Origin of the sequence: Nocardioides pollutisoli (assembly GCF_040045055.1) — a bacterium.
Lineage (GTDB): Bacteria > Actinomycetota > Actinomycetes > Propionibacteriales > Nocardioidaceae > Nocardioides > Nocardioides tweenelious.
Window position 1 is genome coordinate 3,176,432 of record NZ_JBDZDU010000001.1, and the last position, 23,763, is coordinate 3,200,194.

A 23,763-nucleotide genomic window follows, 5' to 3' on the forward strand; every position below is an offset into this window, starting at 1 on the left:
CAGGTGCCGACCGGCGCTCCTCAGGTACCGATAATCGACCGTGCGAGCCGGTTGTCACGGTGTCAACGGTTAGGAGGTACTTGCGACCACCGAACGCCGTGCCGTTCCTGACGTCATGCGGCGGGTCGAATAGTGCAACTCGTTCGAGGACCACCGAAGGAGCGACTCCGTTACGGGATCACCTTCAAGTGGAAGCTTCGGTCGGGCATCTTGCAGGCCGGCACGTACGCAAAGCAGTTGGCGCACGCTGTCACGAGGACCCCAATCCTCGTCCTCCCAATGAGCCAGTAAGTCTGGATTCTCCTCGACAGCGCATGCGCACATGACGGCGAGCCCGACTGTCTGTTGATCTGACAAAACGACGTACGACTCGTCAGGATTTTGTTCTGACCGGAACGGGTGAACGCTGGGCCTCATGCGAGTGACGAGCCCCGCCGTAGACGATCCTCGGGCCAGCACATACTGATAAACGGAATCCAAACACTCGCCGTAAAGCGGCGACATCTGAGACGCTTCCGCTGATGTCCGCGTCGCGATTCGAATTACTTCGGACGCCAAACTCATGAAAAGGATACGTCCGACTGCTGTTGGCGCTTGGTCGAACAGCGGGTCGAGTCCGCGATCCGCCCGCCGGAGCACCTCCGCGACGGTTACCCAACCGGCACGGAGGGCGTACCGAGTGGTTTCGGTGTCGATTCCAACGGTCTCGGTTATGGCAGAACGATGTGCCCTGGCTACTTCGTTAAACCACTCACTCCAGAACTCGCGAGTCTGAGGAGATAGTGTCGCAGAACCAGACGCGAAATAGAACAGAAACGAGCTTGAGGTGATGACTGAGATCGTGGCGCGCTTCGTCCACGGATCGGCGGAGGCGATGCCGACCTCGATTTGCGTTCTAAGTTCATCTTCTACGACCTTGCGGTCTACGTAGGTCGAGTTCGCTAACAATAGGGCGAGCGTTTCGACAGCCGAGTGCGCCACCGTCGAGTCGTCCCACCTCTGCGTTGCTTTGAGGAAGACCTCGCTCGTCAGTTGTCTGAGAACCTTTGGAGAAAGCTGCACGAACGTGAGACAGCGACACAGGAATGCCAAGATGTTCAGTCGTTTGCTTGATGCGCGCCGCCGCCGCTCGTCCAGCAGATATTCAAATATGCGAATAGCGCCGAGATCGCTATGCTTATCCGTGATCTGAACGGCAAGTTGTGCAACAACATCCCATTCGGCGTTGGCGACCTTTGGAGCGATGGCCTTCGCAAGCGCCTCTGGGGTGTCTGTCGTTCGCGACAGGTGGTATCCGGCGAAGTATTCGAGGAACGTGCGGTGCGTGAACTTGTAGAGCCTTTCCCCGTCGGGGGTGGTGCCTACATCACTGAAGACCCACGCGCGGCCCCGACAGAATTCAACGAATTCGGTCGCGGCCGCCGTGGCTTCTTCGAGATCCTCAAATGATCTACGGTGTAAATAAGTCGTAGTTTCCTTGATGAGTGACTGTTCGGTCACGCCATCGGAACTGTCCTGAACGAATAGCCAATACGCTAGGTGCTTCATGGCGGGGTCGACGAGCTGGCCCACTCGTAGATCGGAGTGTATTCCCCGACTGCTGTCCCACTTGTCAAAGAGCATCGTGGCGCAGCGTTCGTAGACCGCCGGACGATTCCTCGGAATCGATCTCTCGCCCCGATAAATGATGCACATCAGCGCCAATAAAAGTGGAGTTGCAGTAAGATCGGCAACCGACTCGCTTTCGGTCATGAACGACCTTGTCCACGAGGTGACTTGATCTGAACTTAGATCTTCCTGACTGAACCACTTTTCGACATATTCTTCTACTTGCTCACGATCAAAGCCGCTAAGTTCGAGAACGGCGAATTGATCTCGATCCATAGGCGCCTGCCAGTAACCTACCTTGCGTGACGTGACGAGGGCCTTGGTTAATGGATATCGATTACAGAAGAGTCCGACGACGTCAGTCACCTGTCGTCTATGAGTGGTGTCGAGAAGTTCATCGAGCCCATCAAAGAATACGATTGCCTGCCCGGTATCTAAGAGATGCTCGATCATGCCTTGAGGCGGTGGGCACTGGTAGACGCTAGCGAGTCGATCCTCGAGATACGAGACGATGGATTTATCTACTCCTGCGCCTGCGAACTCTCGAAGAACTACTAGAAACGGCAATGGCAAGTGTGGGATTTTGGCCATTCGGAATAACATAACGTGCGCAGCTGTCGACTTGCCATTGCCCGGATCTCCGAGCAGGACGGTGCGGTCGATCGCAGAGAGAACGTCGTCCACCTGGTCGCCATCTGCCGTTGCCTTCGAAGATGCAGTCCGAATTGAGGGCGTGACGTAGAGATCGTCGATCGGCACGTCCCGACGACGGTCGAAGTCAGGGGGTGTGATGTATTTGTGTGCAGCTTTGACTTGTCGCCGATACGTGGCTTTGAAGCGATCGATATCGGCCTGTTTGGGCGTGCCTGCCGACGCAGGATCCAATCGCGTCTCGATGGCTTCCAAGACGCATGCTATTCGGCGGTGGTGGTTGTCTTCAACTAGCCGTTCGAATGCTTTCGGGTAGACATCGCGAACAACGCCAGACGCGATCTCGAAGTGAGAAACTAGCGTTTCAAATATTTCTCGCGCGAGTTGCTCTTGGTTTGGGAGCCTCGCACTTATTGCTCGATTCCATCGTGCCTGAACTCTAGGGAGAGCAATTTCTTGGTCGCCCGCAAGCACAACCGTTAGGAGCTCGAACGCAACGGCTTGAGCCTCTGATGAACGTAAAAACGCCTCTAGCTCCGACGCCTTTACTGTCGGAGGAACGGAGAAGTTCGCGCGCAGCGCTGACCGATCCAGATCGAGTTCGCCTAGGAATGCGGCCGCCCGACGTTCCTCGACAGCAGCCCTGTCGCGGCGCCGCCGCGCGGCCGTCTCCACTTGGCGCGCCAAGCGCAGCGTTGCGGCTGCTGCCAACTCCGCAAAGACGGCATCAAGCATTTGGGACCTCCAGGCAGTGCAATCGCAGCCAACGTGCACTCCATCGAACACCACATCATGTGGGGATCTGTAGATCCACCGTCGCGGGTCGTGGGAGAACTAGGCCACCTCCTCGGGGTCAGTCATCTGAACAGCAGGCGCTCGCACTCCTCGATCAGCCGGGCCCGCAGCGGGGCGCCGCGCTCGGCGAAGACGCGCTGCGCCTCGGCGTACTCCGCCTTGCCGGCGGCGGTCTCGATCGGGACCGGGTCGAAGCCGAGGTCGACCAGGTCGTACGGCGCCGCCCGCATGTCGAGCTCACGGATGTCGCGGGCGAGCTCGAAGCAGTCGGCGACCAGGTCGGAGCTGATCATCGGGGTGAGCCGGAAGGCGTGCTTGTAGAGGTCCATCCCGGCGTGGAGGCAGGCCGGCTGCTCGAAGTCGGGCCGGTCGGCCGACGTGGGGGAGAGCGTGTTGAGCGGTCGTGCCGGGTCGGTGAAGAAGCGGTAGGCGTCGAAGTGCGAGCAGGCGATCCGGTGCGACTCGACGACGGCGTCGGTCCCGGACGGGCCGAGGCGCAGCGGCCAGTCGGCGTGACGGGTCTCGTCCTCGGCGAGGCGGTAGACCATCGCCCACTCGTGCATGCCGAAGCAGCCGAAGTTGGCGGGCCGACCCGCGGTCGCCCGCAGGAGGTTGCGGAGCCCGGAGAGCAGCTGCCGCTGGGAGGCGACGTACGCCGACGACACCTCGTTGGCCGAGCCTGTCGAGACCCCGTAGCCCTTCAGCCCGTCGTACTCCGGAGCGTCGGCGAGCGCGACGCCGTAGCCGGGGTGCCAGCGGCGCAGCTGGGCGGGCCGCTGGGAGTAGTAGGTGAAGAGGAAGTCGTGCACGGGGTGCTTGACCGCCGATCCGCGGCGCGCGAGGTGCGGCGCGACGAACGCGTCCACCCGCGCCGCGTGCGCCTCTGCTCGCGGCAGCCACTCGGCGCGCTCCATCACCTCCACGGGACCAGGGTAGAAGAGATTTCCAGGGGGTTAATGTCCGATAACTGCTTCCGGCACATGTGACGACCGCTACATTGCGGAGGTGAATCTCAACCTGCGCACCGCGGTGACGTCGCTCGTCGCCCTCGCCCTCCTCGTCCCCGCGGCCGCGGCCGTCGGCGGCTCGGGAGCCGCCGCTGCGGCGGACCCGACGTACGACGCCACGATCCGGATCACCGAGCACGGCATCCCGCACATCGAGGCCGACAGCTTCCCGAACCTCGCGTACGGCGCGGGCTGGGCGACCGCCGCCGAGAGCACCTGCACGCTCATGGACACGCTGCTCACGGGTCGCGGCCTGCGCTCGGAGTACCTCGGTGCGGACGCGACGCTCAACGACCGCGTCGGCGGCAGCGGCACCAACCTCCAGTGGGACACGCTCGTCACCGACCTGCACGACCGCGGTGTCGTCGAGGCCCTGCTCGCGGACCCCGTCGCCGGACCGAGCGACACCGCGAAGGCGATGATCACCGCCGAGGCGGCCGGCATCAACAAGTGGCTGAGCACGCACGAGATCACCGACCCGGCCTGCGCCGACCAGACCTGGATCCAGCCGGACGTGACGAGCACGGACGTCTGGTACGCCATCTACCTGGCCCAGCTGATCGGCTCGACGACACGCTTCCTCAACGAGATCACCACCGCGACCCCGCCCGCTGCCGGCGCGAAGCCGGCGAAGGTCGACCTCTCGCGCGTCAACGGCGACGAGCTCCGCAAGAGCCTCGGCAACGACAACGGCGAGTCCTTCGGCTCCAACGCCACCGCCGTCGGCGGCAGCTCGACCTCCACCTCGCAGGGCATGCTGCTCGGCAACCCGCACTTCCCGTGGATCGGTCGCTACCGGTTCACCGAGATGCACCTGACGATCCCCGGCCAGTTCGACGCGGCCGGCGGTGCGCTGACCGGCTTCCCGACGATCAACATCGGCTTCAACGACGACGTCGCGTGGAGCCACACCGTCTCGACCGGCTACCGCTTCACGCCGTACCAGTACATGACGGCCGGTACGCCCACCAGCTACAAGACCTCCGACGGCACCGTGCGCCAGCTCGAGGAGCGCCACGTCTCGGTGCCGGTGAAGACCGACGCCGGCGTCGAGACCGTGACCCGCACGCTCTACCGGACCGACCAGGGCTACGTGTTCAACTCGCCGTCGCAGTTCATGGGCTGGAACGCCAACAGCTTCTGGGCGATGCGCGACGCCAACGCCGAGCACCTGCGCACCCTCGACACGTTCCTGTCGATGGCCCAGGCCTCCTCCGTGCGCGACCTGCTCAGCCGCCAGGACGCGGGCGGCGGCATGCCGTGGGTCAACACGATCGCGGCCGACCGCGCGGGCGACGTGCTCTACGCCGACCACTCGGTCATTCCCAACGTCACCAAGGCGCTGACCGACGAGTGCCTGACCAGCGTCGGCAAGCTGATCTACGCCAAGGCCGGCCTGCCGGCCCTCGACGGCAACCGCGCCGACGGCGTCTGCGCCTGGGGCACCGACGCGGACGCCGAGCGCCCGGGCATCCTCGGGCCGGACCACCTGCCCGACGTCGTACGACGCGACTGGGTGATCAACGCCAACGACTCCTACTGGCTGCCCAACGACCACGTGAAGCTGACCGGCTACCCCCGGATCATCGGCTGCGAGGCCTGCGAGCGCTCGATGCGGACCAAGGTCGTCATGTCCTACGTGCGCGACCGCCTCGCCAAGGGCAAGGAGACACCCGCGACGCTGCGCTCGCACGAGTACGCCAACCGCGTCTACGCCGGTGAGGTCGCCCGCGTCGGCGGCCGGCTCGACCAGGTCTGCAAGGCGACCGGGCAGAAGAAGGCCTGCAAGGTCCTGAAGAAGTGGGACGGGCACTCCGACACCACGTCGCGCGGCACCGCGATCTTCGAGGAGTTCGTCCGGATGGCCTCGATCGACGGGGTCAACCTGTGGAAGGTGCCGTTCGACCCGAAGCACCCCCTGACCACGCCGCGCACGCTGTCGACCTCGAAGGACGTCGTCGGTGCGATGCGGGAGGCGATCGCGACGCTCAAGGACGCCGGCATCAAGCTCGGCGCGACGTACGGCTCCATGCACCAGTCCGGTGACCGCGGCGACGAGGCCGGCATCCCGATCAGCGGCGGCCTCGGCAACCTGTCCGGCGACGCCAACGCGACCAACGGCTCAGGCGACGGGGTCATCGGCCCGGTCCAGCAGGGCTCGTCGTACATCCAGGCGATCGCGTTCGAGGGCGAGACCGGGGTCGACGCCCACACGGTGCTGACCTACAGCCAGTACGAGGACCCCGCGTCCCCGTGGGCCAACGACCAGACCCAGCTCTTCTCGAAGGAGCAGTGGGTCACGTTCCCGTGGACCGAGGACCAGATCGCCCAGCAGCTCGTGGAGACGGTGCACCTGACCAGCTGACGGTCATCCGACGCCGTGCTGGGCGCCTGGACCGACGTGCACGCTGGCCGTGAAGGCGAGCATGGTGTCCTCCGTCCAGCCGGTGTCGTCGGGGTACTGGATCCGCACCGCCCCGTCGGGCTCGCCGGGGAGCGTCCGCGTCGAGATCGTCGTGTAGCCGGAGTCACCGGTGATCCAGAAGCGCCGCCCGTCCAGGTCGACCGGCCGGCCGCCGGGCGGGCGCGGGTCGAACATGATCACGAGCTTGCCCTCGAAGTCGTAGGGGGAGTCCGAGACCGATCCGTCCGTGGGCGCGATGGTGACGCCGAACTCGTCCTGACCCTGGACCGCCCAGCCCTTCGGCGTCAGGTCGAAGGTGTACGGCGTCGCGTCGAGCCGCTTCGACACGAGCTCGATGCCGTGGCCGGTGCCGGTGCCGGTGCCATGCCCGGTGCCGTGGTCGGCGCCCTGCGCCTGGCCGGGAGCGGCGGGCTGGTCACGGTCCGTCACGACGACCGCGCCGACCGCGAGGACGGCGACCGTCGCCACGCCGGCCAGTCCGGCACGGAAGCGCCGTCGCGTGCGCGCCCGGGCCGCCGTCTGCGCGCGGGCCAGGTCGTCGGCCGGGTCGACGGCGGGCCGGTGGGTCTCCGCAGCGGACTGCAGGACCCGCTTGAGGTCATGAGCGGGAGCCATCAGGACACCTCCAGGATCAGGTCGTGGTCGGCGGCGCCGAGGACGTCGCGCAGGTGGGCGAGTGCCCGGGCGTTCTGCGACTTCACGGTGCCGGGGGAGCAGCCGAGGGCCTTGGCGGTCTCGGCGACGTCGAGGTCGTGCCAGTGGCGCAGCACGACGACGGCCCGTTGGCGCGGGCCGAGGGAGGCGAGAGCGGAGAGCACGATCTCGCGGAGCTCGGGGTCGGAGCCGGGCGTCGCCGGTTCGACCGCGAGCGCGTTGGCCGGGTCGGCGAGGGTCGTCTCCCGGCGGCGGTGGGCCCGACGAGCCTCGTCGATGAAGGCGTGGGTGAGGCTCCGACGGGCGTAGGCCAGGGCGCTGTCCGCCCGGCGTACGCGCGACCACGACAGGTAGAGCCGGGTCAGCGTGGTCTGCACGACGTCCTCCGCGAATGCCTCGTCACCCGCGCACAGCAGGGTCGCCGTGCGCACCAGGTCGGTCCGGTGGGCGCGCGTGAACGCCACGAACTCCGTGGACCGCTCGTCGTCGCGCACACCAACTCCTTCCACCTGGTTGACGGGTGCGAGCACCCGCAGGGTTGCATGCAACCCTGCGCGGCTCCGGACCCGTCAACGGGCTGTGAGGACGACAACCGCGCTCAGCATCCTGGTCGTCTCCCTGGCGACCGCCTGCTCGTCCCCGGTCGCGCAACCGTCGGCGGACCCCGTGGCCGTCGCGCAGGGTCCGGCAGCGACGACGGTCGAGTCGACCGCGCGCCCTCGCCACGCCCTCGACCGGACGCAGCACTCGACCAGTGACCCCGCGAGCATCTGGGTGGTCGTCAACAAGCGGCACCCGGTCAGCCCCGACTACGCGCCCGACATCACGCTGGTGCGCGGCTACCAGGTCGCGAGCCCGGCCGCGGGACCGCTGACAGACCTGCTCGCCGACAGCGACGCGCAGGGTCTGGGCTTCAAGATCGCGAGCGCCTACCGGTCCTACGGCTACCAGGAGGGCGTCTACGGCAACGTCGTCGCCGCGAGCGGACAGGCCGCCGCCGACCGGGTGTCCGCCCGCCCCGGCTACAGCGAGCACCAGACCGGGCTGGCCGTCGACCTGGTCACCCCGGCGAGCCCGGTCTGCGACTTCGACGCCTGCTTCGCGGGTACGCCGGGAGGCCGCTGGCTCGCCCACCACGCCTGGCGCTATGGCTTCGTGGTGCGCTACCAGCCCGGCACCGAGGCGGTCACCGGCTACTCGCCCGAGCCCTGGCACCTGCGTTACGTCGGCCGGCCGCTGGCCGCCGAGCTGCGGCGTACGCACGTCGACACCCTCGAGGAGTTCTTCGACATCACCGGCGGCGACTACCGCTAGCACCGGGGTCGATAGGCTCGGTGGGTGCGCATCGCGAGATTCACCACCGGCGAGGACCCGCTCTACGGCGTGGTCACGGGCGAGGTCGACGAGTTCGGCCAGCCCGACCCTGACAGCGTGGTCGTGGCCCTGGCCGGCGACCCGCTCTACGTGGGGGTCAAGCTGCTCGACCAGCAGTACCGCCTCGAGGACGTGCGCCTCCTCGCGCCCGTCCTGCCCCGCAGCAAGGTGGTCGCGATCGGCAAGAACTACGCCGCGCACGCCGCCGAGATGGGTGGCGAGCCGCCGACCGAGCCGCTGATGTTCCTCAAGCCGAACACCAGCGTCGTCGGCCCCGGCGACCCGATCTTCTACCCGCCGCAGACGCAGAACCTCCACTTCGAGGGCGAGCTCGCGGTCGTGATCGGCCGGATCTGCCGCGACGTGCCGCCGGAGCAGGCGACCGACGTGATCCACGGCTACACGATCGCCAACGACGTCACCGCCCGTGACCTGCAGAAGAGCGACGGGCAGTGGACCCGGGCCAAGGGCTTCGACTCGTTCTGCCCGCTCGGCCCCTGGATCGAGACCGACCTCGACCCCCACGACTTCGCGGAGGGCCGCACGGTCCAGACGCACCTCAACGGTGAGCTGATGCAGAACGGGTCCACCAAGGACCTGATCTTCGACATCCCGACGCTGATCTCCTACGTCAGCAGCGTGATGACGCTGCTCCCCGGTGACGTGATCCTCACCGGCACCCCCGAGGGTGTCGGTCCCATGGAGGTCGGTGACGAGGTCGAGATCTCGATCGCCGGTCTCGGAACCCTGACGAACAAGGTGGCACGACGATGAGCACGCCCGTCCGCGTACGCATGGCGCCCAGCCCGACCGGGAGCCCGCACGTCGGCCTGGTCCGCACGGCGCTCTTCAACTGGGCCTTCGCGCGCCACCACGGTGGCACCTTCGTCTTCCGGATCGAGGACACCGACAAGGAGCGCTCCACCCAGGAGTCGTACGACGCGATCCTCGACCTGATGCGCTGGCTCGGCCTCGACTGGGACGAGGGCCCGGAGGTCGGCGGCCCCCACGCGCCGTACCGCCAGAGCGAGCGCAGCGACCTCTACACCGATGCCCTGGCCAAGCTCGCCGCGTCGTCGTACACCTACGACTGCTTCTGCACCACCGAGGAGGTCGACGCGCGCCGCAAGGCGTCCGGCTCCAAGGTGATGGGCTACGACGGCTTCTGCCGCGACCTCGACCCCGCCCAGCGCGCGGCGTGGGAGGCCGAGGGCCGCAAGCCCGTCGTGCGCTTCCGGATGCCCGACGGCTCGGTCACCTGGCAGGACCTGGTCCGCGGCGAGGTGACCTTCGAGACGCAGTACGTCCCCGACTTCGCGCTCTGCCGCGCCAACGGTGACCCGCTCTACACGCTGGTCAACCCGGTCGACGACGCGCTGATGGAGATCACCCACGTGCTGCGTGGCGAGGACCTGCTCTCCAGCACCCCGCGCCAGATCCCGCTGCACGCCGCGCTGATCGAGCTCGGGATCGGCAAGGTCATGCCGGAGTTCGGGCACCTGCCGTTCGTGATGGGCGAGGGCAACAAGAAGCTCTCCAAGCGCGACCCGGAGGCACACGCGCTGGCCTACCGCGACCAGGGCTTCCTGCCCGAGGGCCTGCTCAACTACCTCGCCCTGCTGGGCTGGGCGATCTCGGGCGACCGCGACATCTTCTCGCTCGAGGAGATGGTCGAGGCGTTCGAGATCGGCGACGTCAACCCCAACCCCGCGCGCTTCGACATCAAGAAGGCCGACGCGATCAACGCCAGCCACATGCGGCTGCTCTCGGTCGAGGAGATCACCCACCGGGTGCTGCCCTTCCTCCAGGACGCCGGCGTGGTCTCGGACCCGGTCAGCGACGCCGACGCGCAGCTCCTGGAGCTCGCGATGCCGCTGGTCGCCGAGCGGATTAACAAGCTCACCGAGGCCGTCGACATGCTCGCCTTCCTCTTCGTCGACGAGGCATCCTTCACGCGCGACGAGGCCGACGTCGAGAAGCTGCTGAACGCCGACGGCCTGGCGGTCGTGCAGGCGTCGTACGACGCCCTGTCGGGCCTCGACGAGTGGTCGACCGCAGCCATCCAGGCGGCCCTGCAGCAGAAGCTCGTCGAGGAGCTCGGCCTCAAGCCGCGCAATGCCTTCGGCCCGGTGCGCGTCGCCGTGACCGGTCGTCGGGTGTCCCCGCCGCTCTTCGAGTCACTCGAGCTGCTGGGCCGCGAGCGCGGTCTCGGCCGGCTCCAGAGCGCCCTGGCCTGACATGACCGGTCTGCCCTACCACCTCGTCCAGCGAGGCGGACGGCCCGGCGTCTGGCGGGTGTTCGTGGGCATCTTCGCGCTGGCCGTGTCGTTCGTCGTGATCGTGCCGCTGCTCCTGCAGGTGCCGTTCGCGCTCGGGTTCGCCCTGGCCGGCGACGACGTGAGCGCAGGCCTGACACGGATCGCCGACTTCGACCACCCCACGCCGCTGGGCCTCGCCTACCTCAACCTCGCGCTGGCCGGCGCGATCCCGGTCGCCTGGCTGCTGATGCGCGTGCTGCACGGGCTGCGACCGGGCTGGCTCGCCTCGGTGGCGCCGCGCATCCGGTGGCGCTGGCTGCTCGTCTGCTTCGGGCTGGCGTTCGTGGCGCTCTTCGCGACGCTGGTCGTCTCCTCGCTGGTGCCCTCGTCGCCGGACGACCCGCAGCTGAGCGGTCACCTCAACGACTTCACCAGCACCACGCGTGACTACCTGCTGGTCATCCTGCTGCTGACGCCACTCCAGGCGGCGGGGGAGGAGTACGCCTTCCGCGGCTACCTCACCCAGGCCTTCGGCAACCTGTTCGGTCGCTCCTGGGCTGCGGTGCTGTTCCCCGCACTGCTCTTCGCCCTCGCCCACGGCAGCCAGAGTGCTCCGGTCTTCTTCGACCGCTTCGCGTTCGGGATCGTCGCGGGGCTGGCCGTGGTGCTCACCGGAGGGCTCGAGGCCGGCATCGCGATGCACGTCCTCAACAACTGGCTCGCGTTCGGCCTGGCGCTGGCGTTCAGCGACATGGCGTCGACGTTGAACCCCACGGGGGACAGCTGGTGGACGATCCCGGTGACGCTGACGCAGTCGCTCGTCTACCTCGGACTGGTGCTCCTGGTGGCCCGTCGGCACGGCATCCGGACGACCACCGACACGTCCGCGGAGCCGGGCGTTTTGGTCGCCTCCAGACCTCGCGTGTAAGGTTTCTTCTCGGCTCGGAGACGAGCCGGAGCGGCCCTCCAGAGGGGCCCATTGGGATATGGTGTAATTGGCAACACGACTGGTTCTGGTCCAGTTATTCTAGGTTCGAGTCCTAGTATCCCAGCGAGAATCGCGGTTCCTCCGCTTGCCGGAGAGCCGCGGTTTTGTTCGAGACAAGGCCATCGGCTAGAGTTTCGATCGCTGTTCGAGGCCCCTCCGGGGCGCCGAGATCAGCAATGCCCCCGTTGTGTAGCGGCCTAGCACGGCGCCCTCTCACGGCGTTAGCGCCGGTTCAAATCCGGTCGGGGGTACACCCCAGAAGACCCTCCGATCCGCGGCGACGCGGACCGGGGGGTCTTGTGCATGGTGCAGTCGCCCGTGAAATTCAGGGGACGCAGGCAACCATTCGGCCCGTCAGGGCATCTAAGACTGTGATGCCACCTCACACCACGTCCCCCGCGCTCGTGGCCCTCTCGGGCAGTCTGTCGAACGGTATGCACCGCGCTCAACATGTCGTCCGGTGACGTCCGCCGTGCGCTCCGGGAGAGGTCTGCTACCTGGCCTGTCGTCCTGGTCGCCGGGGTCTTCGTCGTGATGGCGGTCGCGGGTCAGTCGTTCGGACGGGCCGAGCCGACGGGCAGCTACCGACCGCCGTTGGTCGCGGACACCCTCCGCCTCGGGTGCTATCCACTTCCCGACGGCGTGACCCTCGACTTCCCCTACGTCGTACGCAGTGACAGCGACGCGGTCACCGCCGCCGGCGAGCGCCGGCTGTTGGTGCTCCACTGGTCGCTCCTCGACCTCGATCAGGTCCGTGAGCGGCTCCGCGAAGCCTTCACCCGGAGCGGATTCGAGGTGACCGGGCGATCCGCGAGTGGAACCGAGCTCGTCATGACCCGATCGGAACCGGGTGGTGGGTCCACCCGTGCCGCCGCTCGGTTCACGATGCTGGACAACCGGTCGCCCGACCCGATCGTGCGCGGGGTCGTGGAGCTCGACCTGCCTGTCGTGGCCCTGTCATCGGGGAATGCTGACTGCGCGAACCCGTTCGTCACCAAGCGATTCGCGCAGGACCGGTGACGGGCGCGGCGCGCCCCGCCGGGACCTGGGTGCGGGACCTGTCCCGCGCCGACAGGTTCCTCCTGGTGCTGGTCGGAGCCCATGTGGCGATCACGGTGGCGGTGTTCCTCCAGATCTCCCACGGTCCACTGGTGGGCGACGAGACCGCCTACGTGAACGGCGGCAAGGCGCTGTCGAACCTCGTGCGTGACTGGGGTTCTCTCCGCGCTCCCGATGGGGCGGAGGTTGCGCAGAACGTCGTCGGGAGCGGGTGGTTCATGCCTGGGATGTCCGTCCTGCTGACACCGCTCTACCTCGTCGCCCCGCACGCGGATGGAGCCGTCCTGCGCGGCTACATCGGCGTCACGACCACCCTGGTCTTTCTCCTGACCGTGCTGCGGGTCCGTCGCAGCTGGGGCGCCTTGTACGCCGGCGCGCTGCTCGTCGTGCCGGGACTCGTCCCCGTCTGGGCGGCGTTCTCGCTGGCGGCGTGGGGCGACCTGCTGGCCGGCATCCTGATCGTGCTGCTCCTAGTCGAGCTGGTCGAGCTCAGCCGGTCTCTGCGCAGCGGCCAGGCACCCTCGCTCGGGGACGGCGTGCGGCTCGGCCTGCTGGCCATCGCCGTCGTCTACCTCCGGTCCAGTACCTCGCTCCTCGTGGCAGGCCTCGGGCTGGTCAGCGTCGTTGCGGCGCTTGCTCTCCTCCGTGGAGTCGAGCGCCGGCGTGCGGCTCTGTCTGCGACGGTTGCAGCGTTGGCGTTCGTGGCGTTGCTGCTGCCGTGGTCCGTGGGTGCCTCGATGACGTTGGACGGACGGGTAGTGACGACCACGTCGGTGCCGACGGTGCTCGCCAACACCTTCGGCGATCGAGATCAGGTCTGCTTCGGGCCGTGCGACCCGGGTTCGACCACCTGGTTCAGTCCGCTCCGCTACTCCCGCGAGACGGCACGAGTGACCGGCCACTCGGAGATGGACGTAGCCGAGCAGATGTCGGCCTACGCCCGACAGGGGGTGACGTCCAGGAGCTACTCGCACGACGTCCTCGTCGACCTCCGATCGTATGTCCGCGAGCCCGAGCGCTTCTACGGCTACCTCCGGGCCGACCCTGACCAGGACCGGGCGCAGGACGTCGTCATCGAACGATCCACGCGGGTCCTGGTGTGGGCAGCCTTCGCCGTCGGTGTCGGCCTGCTGATCTGTGTCGTCCGGCGCCCTCGTGAGGACCAGGTGATCAGCATCCTTCTCAAGCTGTCGCTCGGCGCGCTTCTCACCCAGCCGTTCGTGCACATCGCAGGCCCCCGCTACTGGACGACGGCGGCGCCGGTCCTAGGTCTCGCCGCGGCCCTGCTGATCAGGCAGGCAGCGCTCCGATTCGCGCCCGGCCTGACCGGTCCTGGGTCGCAGGACGCCATCACGGGAGCCGAGATCGCCCTCGGCCGATGGCTCACCCTCTTCCAAGCCCTGCTGAGCGCGGGGGTGATTCTCGTGGCAACCGTCGTTGTCGTCCTCGCCACCACCCCATGAGTGCACGTCCCTCAACAACGGAAGGTGATCGCATGCCGTTCGGTCTGCCCCGTCAGGTGGCCTATGTGCTCCCGGTCTTCGAGGAAGAGGAGAACGTCGACTTCTTCCACGCGACCCTGGTCAACGCGACCCGGTCGCGACCGGACCTCGACTTCGAGTTCGTCTACGTGGACGACGGGAGCCGCGACTCCTCCTTGGACCGCCTGCTCGCGCTGCGCGATCGCGACGACCGGGTGACGGTCGTGAGCTTCTCCCGCAACTTCGGTCACCAGATCGCGGTCACCGCCGGACTCGACATGGTCGAAGGGGCGGACGCCGTCATCGTCATGGACACCGACCTCCAGGATCCACCACGTGTGAGCATGGAGATGCTCTCGATGTGGGAGAACGGCGTGGACGTGGTCTACGCCCAAAGGCGAACCAGGCAGGACACGCGCACCAAGCGGCTCACCGCCTACGTCTACTACTGGTTGCTCGGTCGGCTGGCGTCGATCGACATTCCTCGCAACACCGGGGACTTCCGGTTGATGGATCGACGTGTGGTCGCCGAGGTCAACCGCTACCGCGAGCAGGACCGCTTCTTGCGCGGCATCGTCGCCCACGTCGGCTTCCGGCAGGAGGCTCTTCTCTTCGACCGGGAGTCTCGGCATGCCGGCAAGTCCGGCTACCCGTGGAGGAGGATGATGAAGTTCGCGGCGAGCGGGATCTTCGGGTTCTCGACCTTCCCGCTCCGGATGATCTCGCGCCTCGGTGTGCTGATCTCGGTCATCAGCGTGCTGCTCGCCGCGTATGTGTTCGCGGTGCGTGTCTTCACCCCGGAGAACTCCGTCCCGGGGTGGGCCTTCCTGGGCGTCGGCATGTTCCTGCTCAGTGGTCTGCAGCTGATCATGATGGGTGTGATCGGCTCGTATCTCGGCCGGGTCTACGTCGAGGCCCAGGGCAGGCCGTTGTACGCGGTTGCACTCCAGGCTCGAGGTGCCCGCGGCGCCGCGGCTGCTCCTCCGCTGACCGGGACGAAGCGGGTGGGTCTCCACTGAGACCCTCGGGCGAATCCGCTCACGCCTCTGTTCTCAGGTTCGCTGCGGTCGGGGTCGCCAACACGACCGTCGACGTCGGGCTGTTCTGGTTGCTGCACGCCCCGCTGGGAATCACCGTGGCCAACGTCGTCTCGACGAGTGCCGGAATGGCCTTCAGCTTCATGGCGAACGGGGCTTTCGTCTTCGACGGTGCGCGGATGGGCTGGCGTCAAGCCATGCGGTTCGCGACAACGACGTGCGCCACCATGTGGATCCTCCAACCGGTGCTGATCCATGTCCTGCTGTTCGTGGGGTCGGCGACCGGCGCGAAGCTCGCCGCCACCGCCGTTACCGCTGTGGTGAACTTCCTCGTCTACCGGTTCTTCGTCTGGCGCACCCCTCAGACGGGCCGTGCGGATGTCCTGGATCGCGCCGAGTCCTGCTGACCAGCAGAGTGGCCGGCCGCCATGTCGCGCAGTCAGCGCATCTCGCCGCGGACCGCGCGGCCCGGGTAGGCGGCCACGTCGAGCTCGCCGTCGCGGATCACCCAGGCGCCGCCGACCATCAGGTGGCGTACGCCGGCAGACGGCCGGACCGGGTCGGTCGCGGTCGCGTGGTCGGTCACGGCGCCCGGGTCGAGGACGACCAGGTCGGCGTCCGCCCCGGCCTCGAGCCGGCCCTTGGTGCGCATCGCGGGAGCGACGTCGTCGAGCACCCGGGCGGGGAGGTAGGAGCAGCGTCGGAACGCCTCGGGCCAGGTCCAGAGCGCGTGCTCGAGCACCATCAGCCGCAGGCTGCGGGCGAAGGTGCCGGCCGTGCGCGGGTGGGTGGACGCGCCCGGCGGCAGCGGCCACTCGCGGGTGTCCGGGCGGTGGTCGGGCCACTCCAGTGGCATCGCGTCGCTGGCGACGATCGCGTCGGGGAAGGCCAGGGCCCGGCGGAGCAGCTCGCGGTCCGACTCCTGGCGCTCGTCCAGGAACTCGACGATGCAGGTCGCACCCGGGTCGGTGGCCCGGACCTCCTCGAGGCGGCGTACGTCGGCGATCCGCTCGCCACTGCCGACCATGACGATGCTCGACGGCGTCAGGCCCCAGGCGGACAGGCGCTCGGGGGCGAGGAAGAAGGCTCCGACGCTGGTGCTGCCCATGCCGTAGGGGTAGGCCTCGACGGTGACCCTCGACCCGGCGGCGCGGGCGTCCTCGAGGGTCCCGAGCACGCGGTCGACGTGGCGCCGCGACGTGCTGTTGACGTGGCAGTGGTGCATCGCCGCGCCGGTCTCCGCCGCCGCGATGGCCACTTCGCTGGAGCCGTCGATCGGCGTGGTCGGGTCGGCCTCGACGAGCTCACGCACGTGGGTGAACGTCGGTGCCCCCGCGGTGGCCGCGAGGCGGGCGACGGCGAGGTACTCCGCCGGGTCGGACCGCGGCGCGTAGCCCATCAGCACGCCGATGCCGAGTGCTCCGGCGGTCAGCTCGCGCTCCAGGAGGTCGAGCCAGGCGGCGAGCTCGGTTGGCGAGGAGGTGCGCTGCCAGTCGACGTTGCCGAGCAGGGCGGCCGAGCGCTCGAAGTCGGCGCTCGGCACGATCCCGGCCAGCACCTGGCCGCGGGCGTCGGCCCACGACGCCGAGAAGCCGTAGTTGAGGACCCGGCCGGCGGCCGCTGCCTCGGCGTACGCGCGCTCGATCGGCATCAGGCCGGCCTCGAGGTCGAGGTTGGTGGTCACGCCGTCGAAGGCCTGGAGGCGCTGGCCCGCGATGGAGTGCACGTGGCTGTGCAGGTCGACGAAGCCCGGACCGACCACGAGCCCGCTGACGTCGACGACGGTCGCGTCGGCGTCCAGGACCGGGACCGTCGAGACCTCGGCGACGGTGCCGTCGCGCACGACGACGTCGGCGACGGTCTCCGTCCCGGCTGCAGGATCGATGACGCGGCCGCCGCGCAGGATCGTCGTAGTCATGCCGCGATTGTGCTGGCTGGGAAGCGGTCGCGGTTTGGTGGGGCCGACAACGCGGTGGTGGGTGCCTCGTCACGCCTCACAGGCGCGTCCAGGCTCAGGCGCAGATCCCGGCGGCGGCCGCGTCCGCCTTCTGGGCCTCGGTCGGGTTCTTCTTCGGGCCGTTGGCCGTCAGCACGCCGCCGAACCTGCCGAGCGGGTCGTCGTTGACGATCTGGTTGACCAGCCGCTGGTGGATCGGGAGCAGGCCGACGTGCGGGTAGCCCGCGGTGCCCTCGGCGTAGAGGAAGTTCGGCATCGTGACGAACTTGATGTGGGTGAGGTCGACGTCCTTGAGCTCGCCGGCGAGCTTGACGAGGGCGCCGGCGCTGGCCAGGTCGGGGCTGGCCTGCAGCGAGTTGGTGAGGGCGCCGGCGAAGCGGAGGAGCTTGTCGGGGCGGCTGAGCGTGTCGGCCGAGACGACCTTGTTGACCATGGCGGCGATGAACGCCTGCTGGCGCTTCATCCGTCCGATGTCGGTGCCGCTCAGCACGTGGCGGAGCCGGACGTAGGCGAGCGCCTCGGTCCCGTCGAGGTGCACCGAGTTGCCGGCGTCGAAGTGGGTGTGGGTGTACTTCGGGTCGTCGAGGGGCTGGGGGATGCAGATGTTCACCCCGCCGATCGCGTCGACCATGTCCTTGAAGCCGCCGAAGTCGATGGTCAGGTAGTCGTCGACGTAGATCGGCTTGAAGACCGACTCCACCTGCTGCGCGGTGCAGGACGGACCGCCGACGAGGAACGCCTCGTTCCACAGGACGTCGTCCGCACCGGGGTAGGTCTTGCCGTCGACCACGCAGTCGGGTCGGTCGACGATGAGGTCGCGGGGGATCGAGACGCCGTACGCCGACTTCCGGTCCGCTGCGACGTGCAGCAGGATCGTGGTGTCGGAGACGCCACCGCCGGCCTCGCCGTCGACGCGACAGCCCGCGCAGTCACGGGTGTCGGTGCCCATGAGCAGGATGTTGAGCGGCTCGTGCGGCTCGTCGGACTTCTGGGGCTGCTTGGGCGTCGGGTGGATGATCGCCGGCCCGGCCTCGATGTTGCCGTCGAGGTGGTTGAACGCGAAGACGACGGTCGCGCCGGTCACGAGCGCGACGACCAGCTCCGCGACGATGATGACGCGAAGTGCCGTGCGACGGTGGCTCTTCTCGGCCACGCGGGCTCCCTCCCCAGGACTCCCGAGATCCGACGAAGTCGCAAGCGTACGTGGGCATCATGACGGAGTCGTCTCGGCGGCCCACGGCGGTGTCCGATTCCCGCCAGTGATGGTCGGCGCCATCGGTCATGATTGCCGCATGACCACAGCCGAGCGGAGCGACCTGCGACTCGATCCCGAGTCGTGCTACCGGGCCGTGAAGTCGCGGGATCGTCGCTTCGACGGCGTCTTCTACACCGCCGTCCGGACCACCGGGATCTACTGCCGGCCCTCGTGCCCCGCACGCACCCCGGGTTTCCAGAACGTCACCTTCCACCCGAGCGCCGCGTCCGCCCAGGCCGCGGGCTACCGCGCCTGCAAGCGCTGCCTCCCCGACGCGACGCCCGGCAGTCCCGACTGGGACGTCGCGGCGACCGCCGCCGGCCGGGCGATGCGACTGATCGCCGACGGGGTCGTCGACCGGGAGGGCGTCGCCGGCCTCGCCGCGCGGGTCGGCTACACGCCGCGTCACCTGACCCGGATCCTCACCGCAGAGCTGGGCGCCGGTCCGCTCGCGCTGGCGCGGGCCAAGCGTGCGCAGACCGCCCGGGTGCTGATCGAGACGACCGAGCTCACCTACGCCGACATCGCGTTCGCGTCCGGCTTCTCCAGCGTGCGGCAGTTCAACGACACGATCCGCGAGGTCTACGCGTCGTCGCCGACCGACCTGCGCGGGCGCCGCGGTGGTCGGCCGGCCACCGGGACGATCACGATCCGGCTGGCCGTGCGCACGCCGTACGCCGGCAACGCGCTGCTCGCCTTCCTCGCCACCCGTGCCGTGCCCGGGGTGGAGCTCGCGGGGGAGGGCTGGTACGCCCGCACCCTGTCCCTGCCGCACGGCACGGGCACCGTCCGCCTCGAGATCCCCGACGTCACCGAGGCCGGTCAGACCGCGTTCGTGATCGCGACGTTCGCGCTCGACGACCTGCGCGACACCGCGGCCGCGACCGAGCGGGTGCGTCGGATGCTCGACGCCGACTGCGACCCCGTCGCGGTCGCCGACGCCTTCGCCGGCGACCCGGTCATCGGCCCGCTCGTGCGGGCGTTGCCGGGGCTCCGGGTGCCCGGCCACGTCGACGGCCACGAGATCGCGGTCCGAGCGGTGCTCGGTCAGCAGGTCAGCGTCGCCGGCGCCCGCACGGTGGCGGCCCGGCTCGTCGAACGACACGGTCGGCCGCTGGCCCGCCCGGTCGACGGTCTGACCCACCTGTTCCCGGACGCCGCCACCCTGGCGGCCCTGACCCCCGAGGACCTGCCCATGCCGCGCTCGCGCGGCCGGGCGCTGATCGCGCTGTGCGCGGCGCTGGCCTCCGGCGACCTCGCACTCGACCGGGGCCCCGACCGCGACGACGTACGCCGGGCCTTGCTCGACATCCCGGGCATCGGGCCGTGGACCGCCGACTACATCGCGCTACGGGCGCTCGGCCACCCCGACATCTTCCTGCCGACCGACATCGGCATCCGCGACGCCCTCACCGGCCTCGGCCGCGATCCGTCGACGGCGACGGAGCTCGCCGGCACGTGGACCCCGTGGCGGTCCTACGCACAGCTCCACCTCTGGCAGACACTGAGCCCCACGCCGGGCCCGACGAAGGAGCAATGACATGTGGACCGTGATGGAGTCGCCGATCGGCGACCTGCGGATCGTCGAGCAGCACGGTGCGATCACCGCGATCGAGTTCTCGCCGTTCCGCTCCGAGGGTCGGCCGCTCGGGGCGCGCTCGGACGACGACCCGGTGCTGGCCGAGACGGTGCGCCAGCTGCGCGCCTACTTCGACCGCGACCTCAAGGAGTTCGACCTGCCCCTGGCTCCGGTCGGCACCGACTTCCAGCAGCGGGTCTGGACCCAGCTGGTCGGGGTCGGCTGGGGCGAGACCGCGTCGTACGGCGAGATCGCGCACCGGCTCGGCATGACCAACGCGGCGTCCCGCGCGGTCGGCCTCGCCAACGGCCGCAACCCGATCCCGATCGTGATCCCGTGCCACCGTGTCATCGGCGCCAACGGCACGCTCACCGGCTACGCCGGCGGCCTCGAGCGCAAGCAGCTGCTCCTCGAGCTCGAACAAGATGCACTCTTCTAGCCCCGGTGGTTGAGGAAGGCGCGCAGCGCCTGTCTCGAAACCCGGCGAGTTGAGAGTCGGCCTTCATCGGCACAGCGGGTTTCGAGACGGTTGCTAGCGCAACCTCCTCAACCACCGTGCGTGTCGCCTACTCGGCCGCAGCGCGGCGGAGCGACTCGCTGAGCCGCTCGGCTGCCGCGAGCACCGCGGGGGCGTGCATCCGGCCGGGCTGGCGCGAGAGCCGCTCGAGCGGCCCCGAGACGGAGACCGCGGCGATGATCTTGCCGCCGGGGGAGCGCACCGGTGCGGAGACCGAGGCCACGCCCTGCTCGCGCTCGCCGACCGACTGGGCCCAGCCGCGACGGCGGATCCCGGACAGGGCAGCGGCGGAGAAGGCGGCGTTCTGGAGGCCCCGGTGCATCCGCTCCGGGTCCTCCCAGGCGAGCAGCACCTGCGCTGCCGAACCCGCCCGCATGGTCAGCTGCGAGCCGACCGGGATGGTGTCGCGCAGGCCGCTCGGCCGCTCGGCGGCGGCGACGCAGACGCGGTGCTCACCCTGACGGCGCCAGAGCTGGGCGGACTCCCCGGTGATGTCGCGCAGCCGCGCGAGGACCGGACCGGCGGTGGCGAGCAGACGGTCCTCGCCGGCAGCGGCCGACAGCTCGGCGAGCCGCGGGCCGAGGACGAAGCGGCCCTGCATGTCGCGGGCGACGAGACGGTGGTGCTCGAGCGCGACCGCCAGCCGGTGAGCCGTCGGACGGGCCAGGCCGGTGCCGGCGACCAGGCCGGCGAGGGTGGCCGGTCCGGACTCGAGGGCGGTGAGCACGAGGGCGGCCTTGTCGAGGACGCCGACGCCACTAGAGTTGTCCATATGGCAATACTGGCGTCTCAGATCATGGGATGCAAGTAGTACGCTGCGCGTGTATCAGGGATCACGAGGACGTGGTCCGCGAGCTGAGGGAGAGAGTTCCATGGGCAAGACCCTGTCGGAGAAGGTGTGGGACGAGCACGTCGTCCGGTCGGTCGACGGGGAGCCGGATCTCCTCTTCATCGACCTCCACCTCATCCACGAGGTGACCTCGCCACAGGCCTTCGACGGGCTCCGGCTCGCAGGCCGGAAGGTGCGCCGTCCTGACCTCACCCTCGCGACCGAGGACCACAACGTCCCGACGATCGACTGGGACAAGCCGATCGCCGACCCGGTCTCGCGCACGCAGGTCGAGACCATGCGCCGCAACGCCGAGGAGTTCGGGGTCCGGCTGCACCCGCTCGGCGACATCGAGCAGGGCATCGTCCACGTCGTCGGCCCGCAGCTCGGCCTGACCCAGCCCGGCATGACCATCGTCTGCGGCGACAGCCACACCAGCACCCACGGCGCGTTCGGCGCGATCGCCTTCGGCATCGGCACGTCCGAGGTCGAGCACGTGCTCGCCACGCAGACGCTCATGCAGGCCAAGCCGAAGACCATGTCGGTGACGATCAACGGCAGCCTCCCGCCGGGCGTGACGAGCAAGGACATGGTCCTCGCGCTGATCACCCACACCGGGACCGGCGGTGGCCAGGGCTACATCGTCGAGTACCGCGGCCAGGCCATCGAGGAGCTCTCGATGGAGGGCCGGATGACGGTCTGCAACATGTCCATCGAGTGGGGAGCCAAGGCCGGTCTGATCGCTCCCGACCAGACGACGTTCGACTACATCGAGGGTCGTCCCGAGGCGCCGAAGGGCGCCGACTGGGATGCCGCGGTCGCGCACTGGAAGACGCTGCGCACCGACGACGACGCGGTCTTCGACAAGGAGATCGTGCTCGACGCGGCCGACATGACGCCGTTCGTCACCTGGGGCACCAACCCCGGCCAGGGCGTGCAGCTCGGCGGGACGGTCCCGAACCCCGAGGACTTCGAGGACGAGCAGGACAAGGTCGCAGCCGAGAACGCGCTGCGCTACATGGGCCTCGAGGCCGGCACCCCGATGCGCGAGGTCAAGGTCGACACGGTCTTCGTCGGCTCCTGCACCAACGGCCGGATCGAGGACCTGCGGCTCGCGGCGAGCATCATGGAGGGCCACAAGGTCGCCGCGGACACCCGCATGCTCGTCGTTCCCGGCTCCGCTCGCGTCCGCCTGCAGGCGGAGGACGAGGGCCTCGACCTGATCTTCAAAGAGGCGGGCGCCGAGTGGCGTGGCGCCGGTTGCTCGATGTGTCTCGGCATGAACCCCGACACCATCGCCCCGGGCGAGCGCAGTGCCTCGACCTCCAACCGCAACTTCGAGGGCCGGCAGGGCAAGGGTGGTCGCACCCACCTGGTCTCGGTCCCGGTCGCTGCCGCCACGGCGATCCGCGGCACGCTCTCCTCGCCCGCCGACCTCGAGACCGTTGGGAGCAACTGACATGGACAAGTTCACGACCCACACCGGCATCGGCGTCCCGCTGCGTCGCAGCAACGTCGACACCGACCAGATCATCCCGGCGGAGTACCTCAAGCGGGTCACCCGCACCGGCTTCGAGGACGGCCTCTTCGCGGCCTGGCGCAACGACCCGACCTTCGTGCTCAACGACGAGGCGTACGCCGGAGGCTCGGTGCTCGTCGCCGGACCCGACTTCGGCACCGGCTCGTCGCGCGAGCACGCCGTCTGGGCGTTGCAGAACTACGGCTTCAAGGCCGTCATCTCGCCGCGCTTCGGCGACATCTTCCGTGGCAACTCCGGCAAGGCCGGACTGGTCGCGGCGCAGGTCGACGAGAAGGTCGTGCAGAAGCTCTGGGACCTCCTCGCCGAGCAGCCCGGCAGCTCGGTCACCGTCGACCTCGAGACGCGCACGGTGCGCGCCGGCGAGGGTGTCGACGCGGTCGAGGACTCCTTCGACATCGACGACTACACGCGCTGGCGGCTGCTCGAGGGGCTCGACGACGTCGGCATCACGCTCAGTCACGCCGACGACATCGCGTCGTACGAGCAAACTCGTCCGAGCTGGAAACCGGTCACGATCCACGCCGTGTGACACCTGCATTGTCGTGGCGAAAGGCCGAGAATCCCCTGTGCTGACTGGGGATTCTCGGCCTTTTGGTTGTCGCGTCCGTGCGTCCATAACCCCGAAAAGCCCATTGCTGAGCGGATCCACGCATTTCGGCCTCACGAAAAAGAGTGGCGAAAACACCGCTTGGTGATTGTGAGTGCGGCCACGTTTACCTAGCGTGCGTTGAAGAAAGTCGAGCACGGGC

General features: G+C 68.6%; 20 protein-coding genes and 2 tRNA genes. 15 read left to right on the top strand and 7 right to left on the bottom strand.

Going from position 1 to position 23,763, the window contains the following annotated elements:
• Positions 1-69: 69 nt before the first annotated feature.
• Together ABLE68_RS15605 and ABLE68_RS15610 are read right to left on the bottom strand one after the other, a co-directional pair.
• On the bottom strand, positions 70-2,994 hold the full coding sequence (locus ABLE68_RS15605) for an NACHT domain-containing protein (RefSeq protein WP_348872561.1): 2,925 nt from the start codon (positions 2,992-2,994) through the stop codon (positions 70-72).
• Between the two features lie 122 nt (positions 2,995-3,116).
• Positions 3,117-3,968 (bottom strand): 3-methyladenine DNA glycosylase, encoded by an 852-nt coding sequence (locus ABLE68_RS15610; RefSeq protein ID WP_348873293.1) that lies wholly within the window; start codon positions 3,966-3,968, stop codon positions 3,117-3,119.
• Positions 3,969-4,059: 91 nt separating this feature from the next.
• Between ABLE68_RS15610 and ABLE68_RS15615 the strand changes: the two genes are divergently transcribed.
• Entirely contained in the window at positions 4,060-6,426 is a 2,367-nt protein-coding gene (locus ABLE68_RS15615; RefSeq protein ID WP_348872562.1) for a penicillin acylase family protein, read from the top strand.
• A 3-nt stretch (positions 6,427-6,429) separates the two neighbouring features.
• Here the strand turns inward: ABLE68_RS15615 and ABLE68_RS15620 are convergent, their stop codons facing one another.
• Both ABLE68_RS15620 and ABLE68_RS15625 read right to left on the bottom strand, forming a co-directional pair.
• Positions 6,430-7,101 (bottom strand): hypothetical protein, encoded by a 672-nt coding sequence (locus ABLE68_RS15620; protein ID WP_348872563.1) that lies wholly within the window; start codon positions 7,099-7,101, stop codon positions 6,430-6,432.
• A complete protein-coding gene (locus ABLE68_RS15625; RefSeq protein ID WP_348872564.1) occupies positions 7,101-7,634 on the bottom strand; it encodes a SigE family RNA polymerase sigma factor in 534 nt (177 codons plus the stop codon). The genes ABLE68_RS15620 and ABLE68_RS15625 overlap by 1 nt, the downstream gene beginning before the upstream one ends.
• Positions 7,635-7,719: 85 nt before the next feature.
• Between ABLE68_RS15625 and ABLE68_RS15630 the strand changes: the two genes are divergently transcribed.
• From ABLE68_RS15630 to ABLE68_RS15675, 10 genes are all read left to right on the top strand, one after another.
• Positions 7,720-8,454 (top strand): M15 family metallopeptidase, encoded by a 735-nt coding sequence (locus ABLE68_RS15630; protein ID WP_348872565.1) that lies wholly within the window; start codon positions 7,720-7,722, stop codon positions 8,452-8,454.
• Between the two features lie 24 nt (positions 8,455-8,478).
• Entirely contained in the window at positions 8,479-9,288 is an 810-nt protein-coding gene (locus ABLE68_RS15635) for a fumarylacetoacetate hydrolase family protein (RefSeq protein WP_348872566.1), read from the top strand.
• Positions 9,285-10,751, top strand: coding sequence for a glutamate--tRNA ligase (gltX, locus tag ABLE68_RS15640; protein WP_348872567.1), 1,467 nt, complete (start codon positions 9,285-9,287; stop codon positions 10,749-10,751). The genes ABLE68_RS15635 and gltX overlap by 4 nt, the downstream gene beginning before the upstream one ends.
• A gap of 1 nt (position 10,752) precedes the next feature.
• On the top strand, positions 10,753-11,700 hold the full coding sequence (locus ABLE68_RS15645; RefSeq protein ID WP_348872568.1) for a CPBP family intramembrane glutamic endopeptidase: 948 nt from the start codon (positions 10,753-10,755) through the stop codon (positions 11,698-11,700).
• A 52-nt stretch (positions 11,701-11,752) separates the two neighbouring features.
• Positions 11,753-11,824: transfer RNA gene (locus ABLE68_RS15650), tRNA-Gln, on the top strand.
• 114 nt (positions 11,825-11,938) lie between these two features.
• Positions 11,939-12,011: transfer RNA gene (locus ABLE68_RS15655), tRNA-Glu, on the top strand.
• A gap of 199 nt (positions 12,012-12,210) precedes the next feature.
• Positions 12,211-12,780, top strand: coding sequence for a hypothetical protein (locus ABLE68_RS15660; protein WP_348872569.1), 570 nt, complete (start codon positions 12,211-12,213; stop codon positions 12,778-12,780).
• Positions 12,777-14,282, top strand: coding sequence for a hypothetical protein (locus ABLE68_RS15665; RefSeq protein ID WP_348872570.1), 1,506 nt, complete (start codon positions 12,777-12,779; stop codon positions 14,280-14,282). Before ABLE68_RS15660 ends, ABLE68_RS15665 begins: the two co-directional genes overlap by 4 nt.
• A 32-nt stretch (positions 14,283-14,314) precedes the next feature.
• Complete coding sequence (locus ABLE68_RS15670) at positions 14,315-15,319, top strand: glycosyltransferase family 2 protein (RefSeq protein WP_348872571.1); 1,005 nt, start codon at positions 14,315-14,317, stop codon at positions 15,317-15,319.
• Positions 15,316-15,744, top strand: a complete 429-nt coding sequence (locus ABLE68_RS15675) for a GtrA family protein (RefSeq protein ID WP_348873294.1) — start codon at positions 15,316-15,318, stop codon at positions 15,742-15,744. The genes ABLE68_RS15670 and ABLE68_RS15675 overlap by 4 nt, the downstream gene beginning before the upstream one ends.
• A gap of 32 nt (positions 15,745-15,776) precedes the next feature.
• Here ABLE68_RS15675 and ABLE68_RS15680 read toward each other — a convergent pair whose 3' ends face one another.
• Positions 15,777-17,255, bottom strand: coding sequence for an amidohydrolase family protein (locus ABLE68_RS15680; RefSeq protein ID WP_348872572.1), 1,479 nt, complete (start codon positions 17,253-17,255; stop codon positions 15,777-15,779).
• Positions 17,256-17,349: 94 nt separating this feature from the next.
• Positions 17,350-18,447 (bottom strand): LCP family protein, encoded by a 1,098-nt coding sequence (locus tag ABLE68_RS15685; RefSeq protein ID WP_348872573.1) that lies wholly within the window; start codon positions 18,445-18,447, stop codon positions 17,350-17,352.
• 139 nt (positions 18,448-18,586) lie between these two features.
• Between ABLE68_RS15685 and ABLE68_RS15690 the strand changes: the two genes are divergently transcribed.
• Positions 18,587-20,089, top strand: coding sequence for an AlkA N-terminal domain-containing protein (locus ABLE68_RS15690; RefSeq protein ID WP_348872574.1), 1,503 nt, complete (start codon positions 18,587-18,589; stop codon positions 20,087-20,089).
• A 1-nt stretch (position 20,090) separates the two neighbouring features.
• Positions 20,091-20,567 carry a methylated-DNA--[protein]-cysteine S-methyltransferase gene (locus tag ABLE68_RS15695; RefSeq protein ID WP_348872575.1) on the top strand — a complete coding sequence of 159 codons (477 nt, stop codon included), beginning with the start codon at positions 20,091-20,093 and terminating at the stop codon, positions 20,565-20,567.
• Positions 20,568-20,694: 127 nt separating this feature from the next.
• On the opposite strand, the gene ABLE68_RS15700 is transcribed toward ABLE68_RS15695, so the two are convergent.
• The gene (locus ABLE68_RS15700; protein WP_091021586.1) at positions 20,695-21,417 is read right to left on the bottom strand and encodes an IclR family transcriptional regulator; all 723 of its coding nucleotides are present in this window, start codon (positions 21,415-21,417) and stop codon (positions 20,695-20,697) included.
• Positions 21,418-21,517: 100 nt separating this feature from the next.
• Here ABLE68_RS15700 and leuC point away from each other — a divergent pair, with 100 nt between their 5' ends.
• The gene (gene leuC / locus ABLE68_RS15705) at positions 21,518-22,933 is read left to right on the top strand and encodes a 3-isopropylmalate dehydratase large subunit (RefSeq protein ID WP_348872576.1); all 1,416 of its coding nucleotides are present in this window, start codon (positions 21,518-21,520) and stop codon (positions 22,931-22,933) included.
• Between the two features lies 1 nt (position 22,934).
• Positions 22,935-23,543 carry a 3-isopropylmalate dehydratase small subunit gene (leuD, locus tag ABLE68_RS15710; RefSeq protein WP_348872577.1) on the top strand — a complete coding sequence of 203 codons (609 nt, stop codon included), beginning with the start codon at positions 22,935-22,937 and terminating at the stop codon, positions 23,541-23,543.
• The last annotated feature ends 220 nt before the right edge of the window (positions 23,544-23,763 follow it).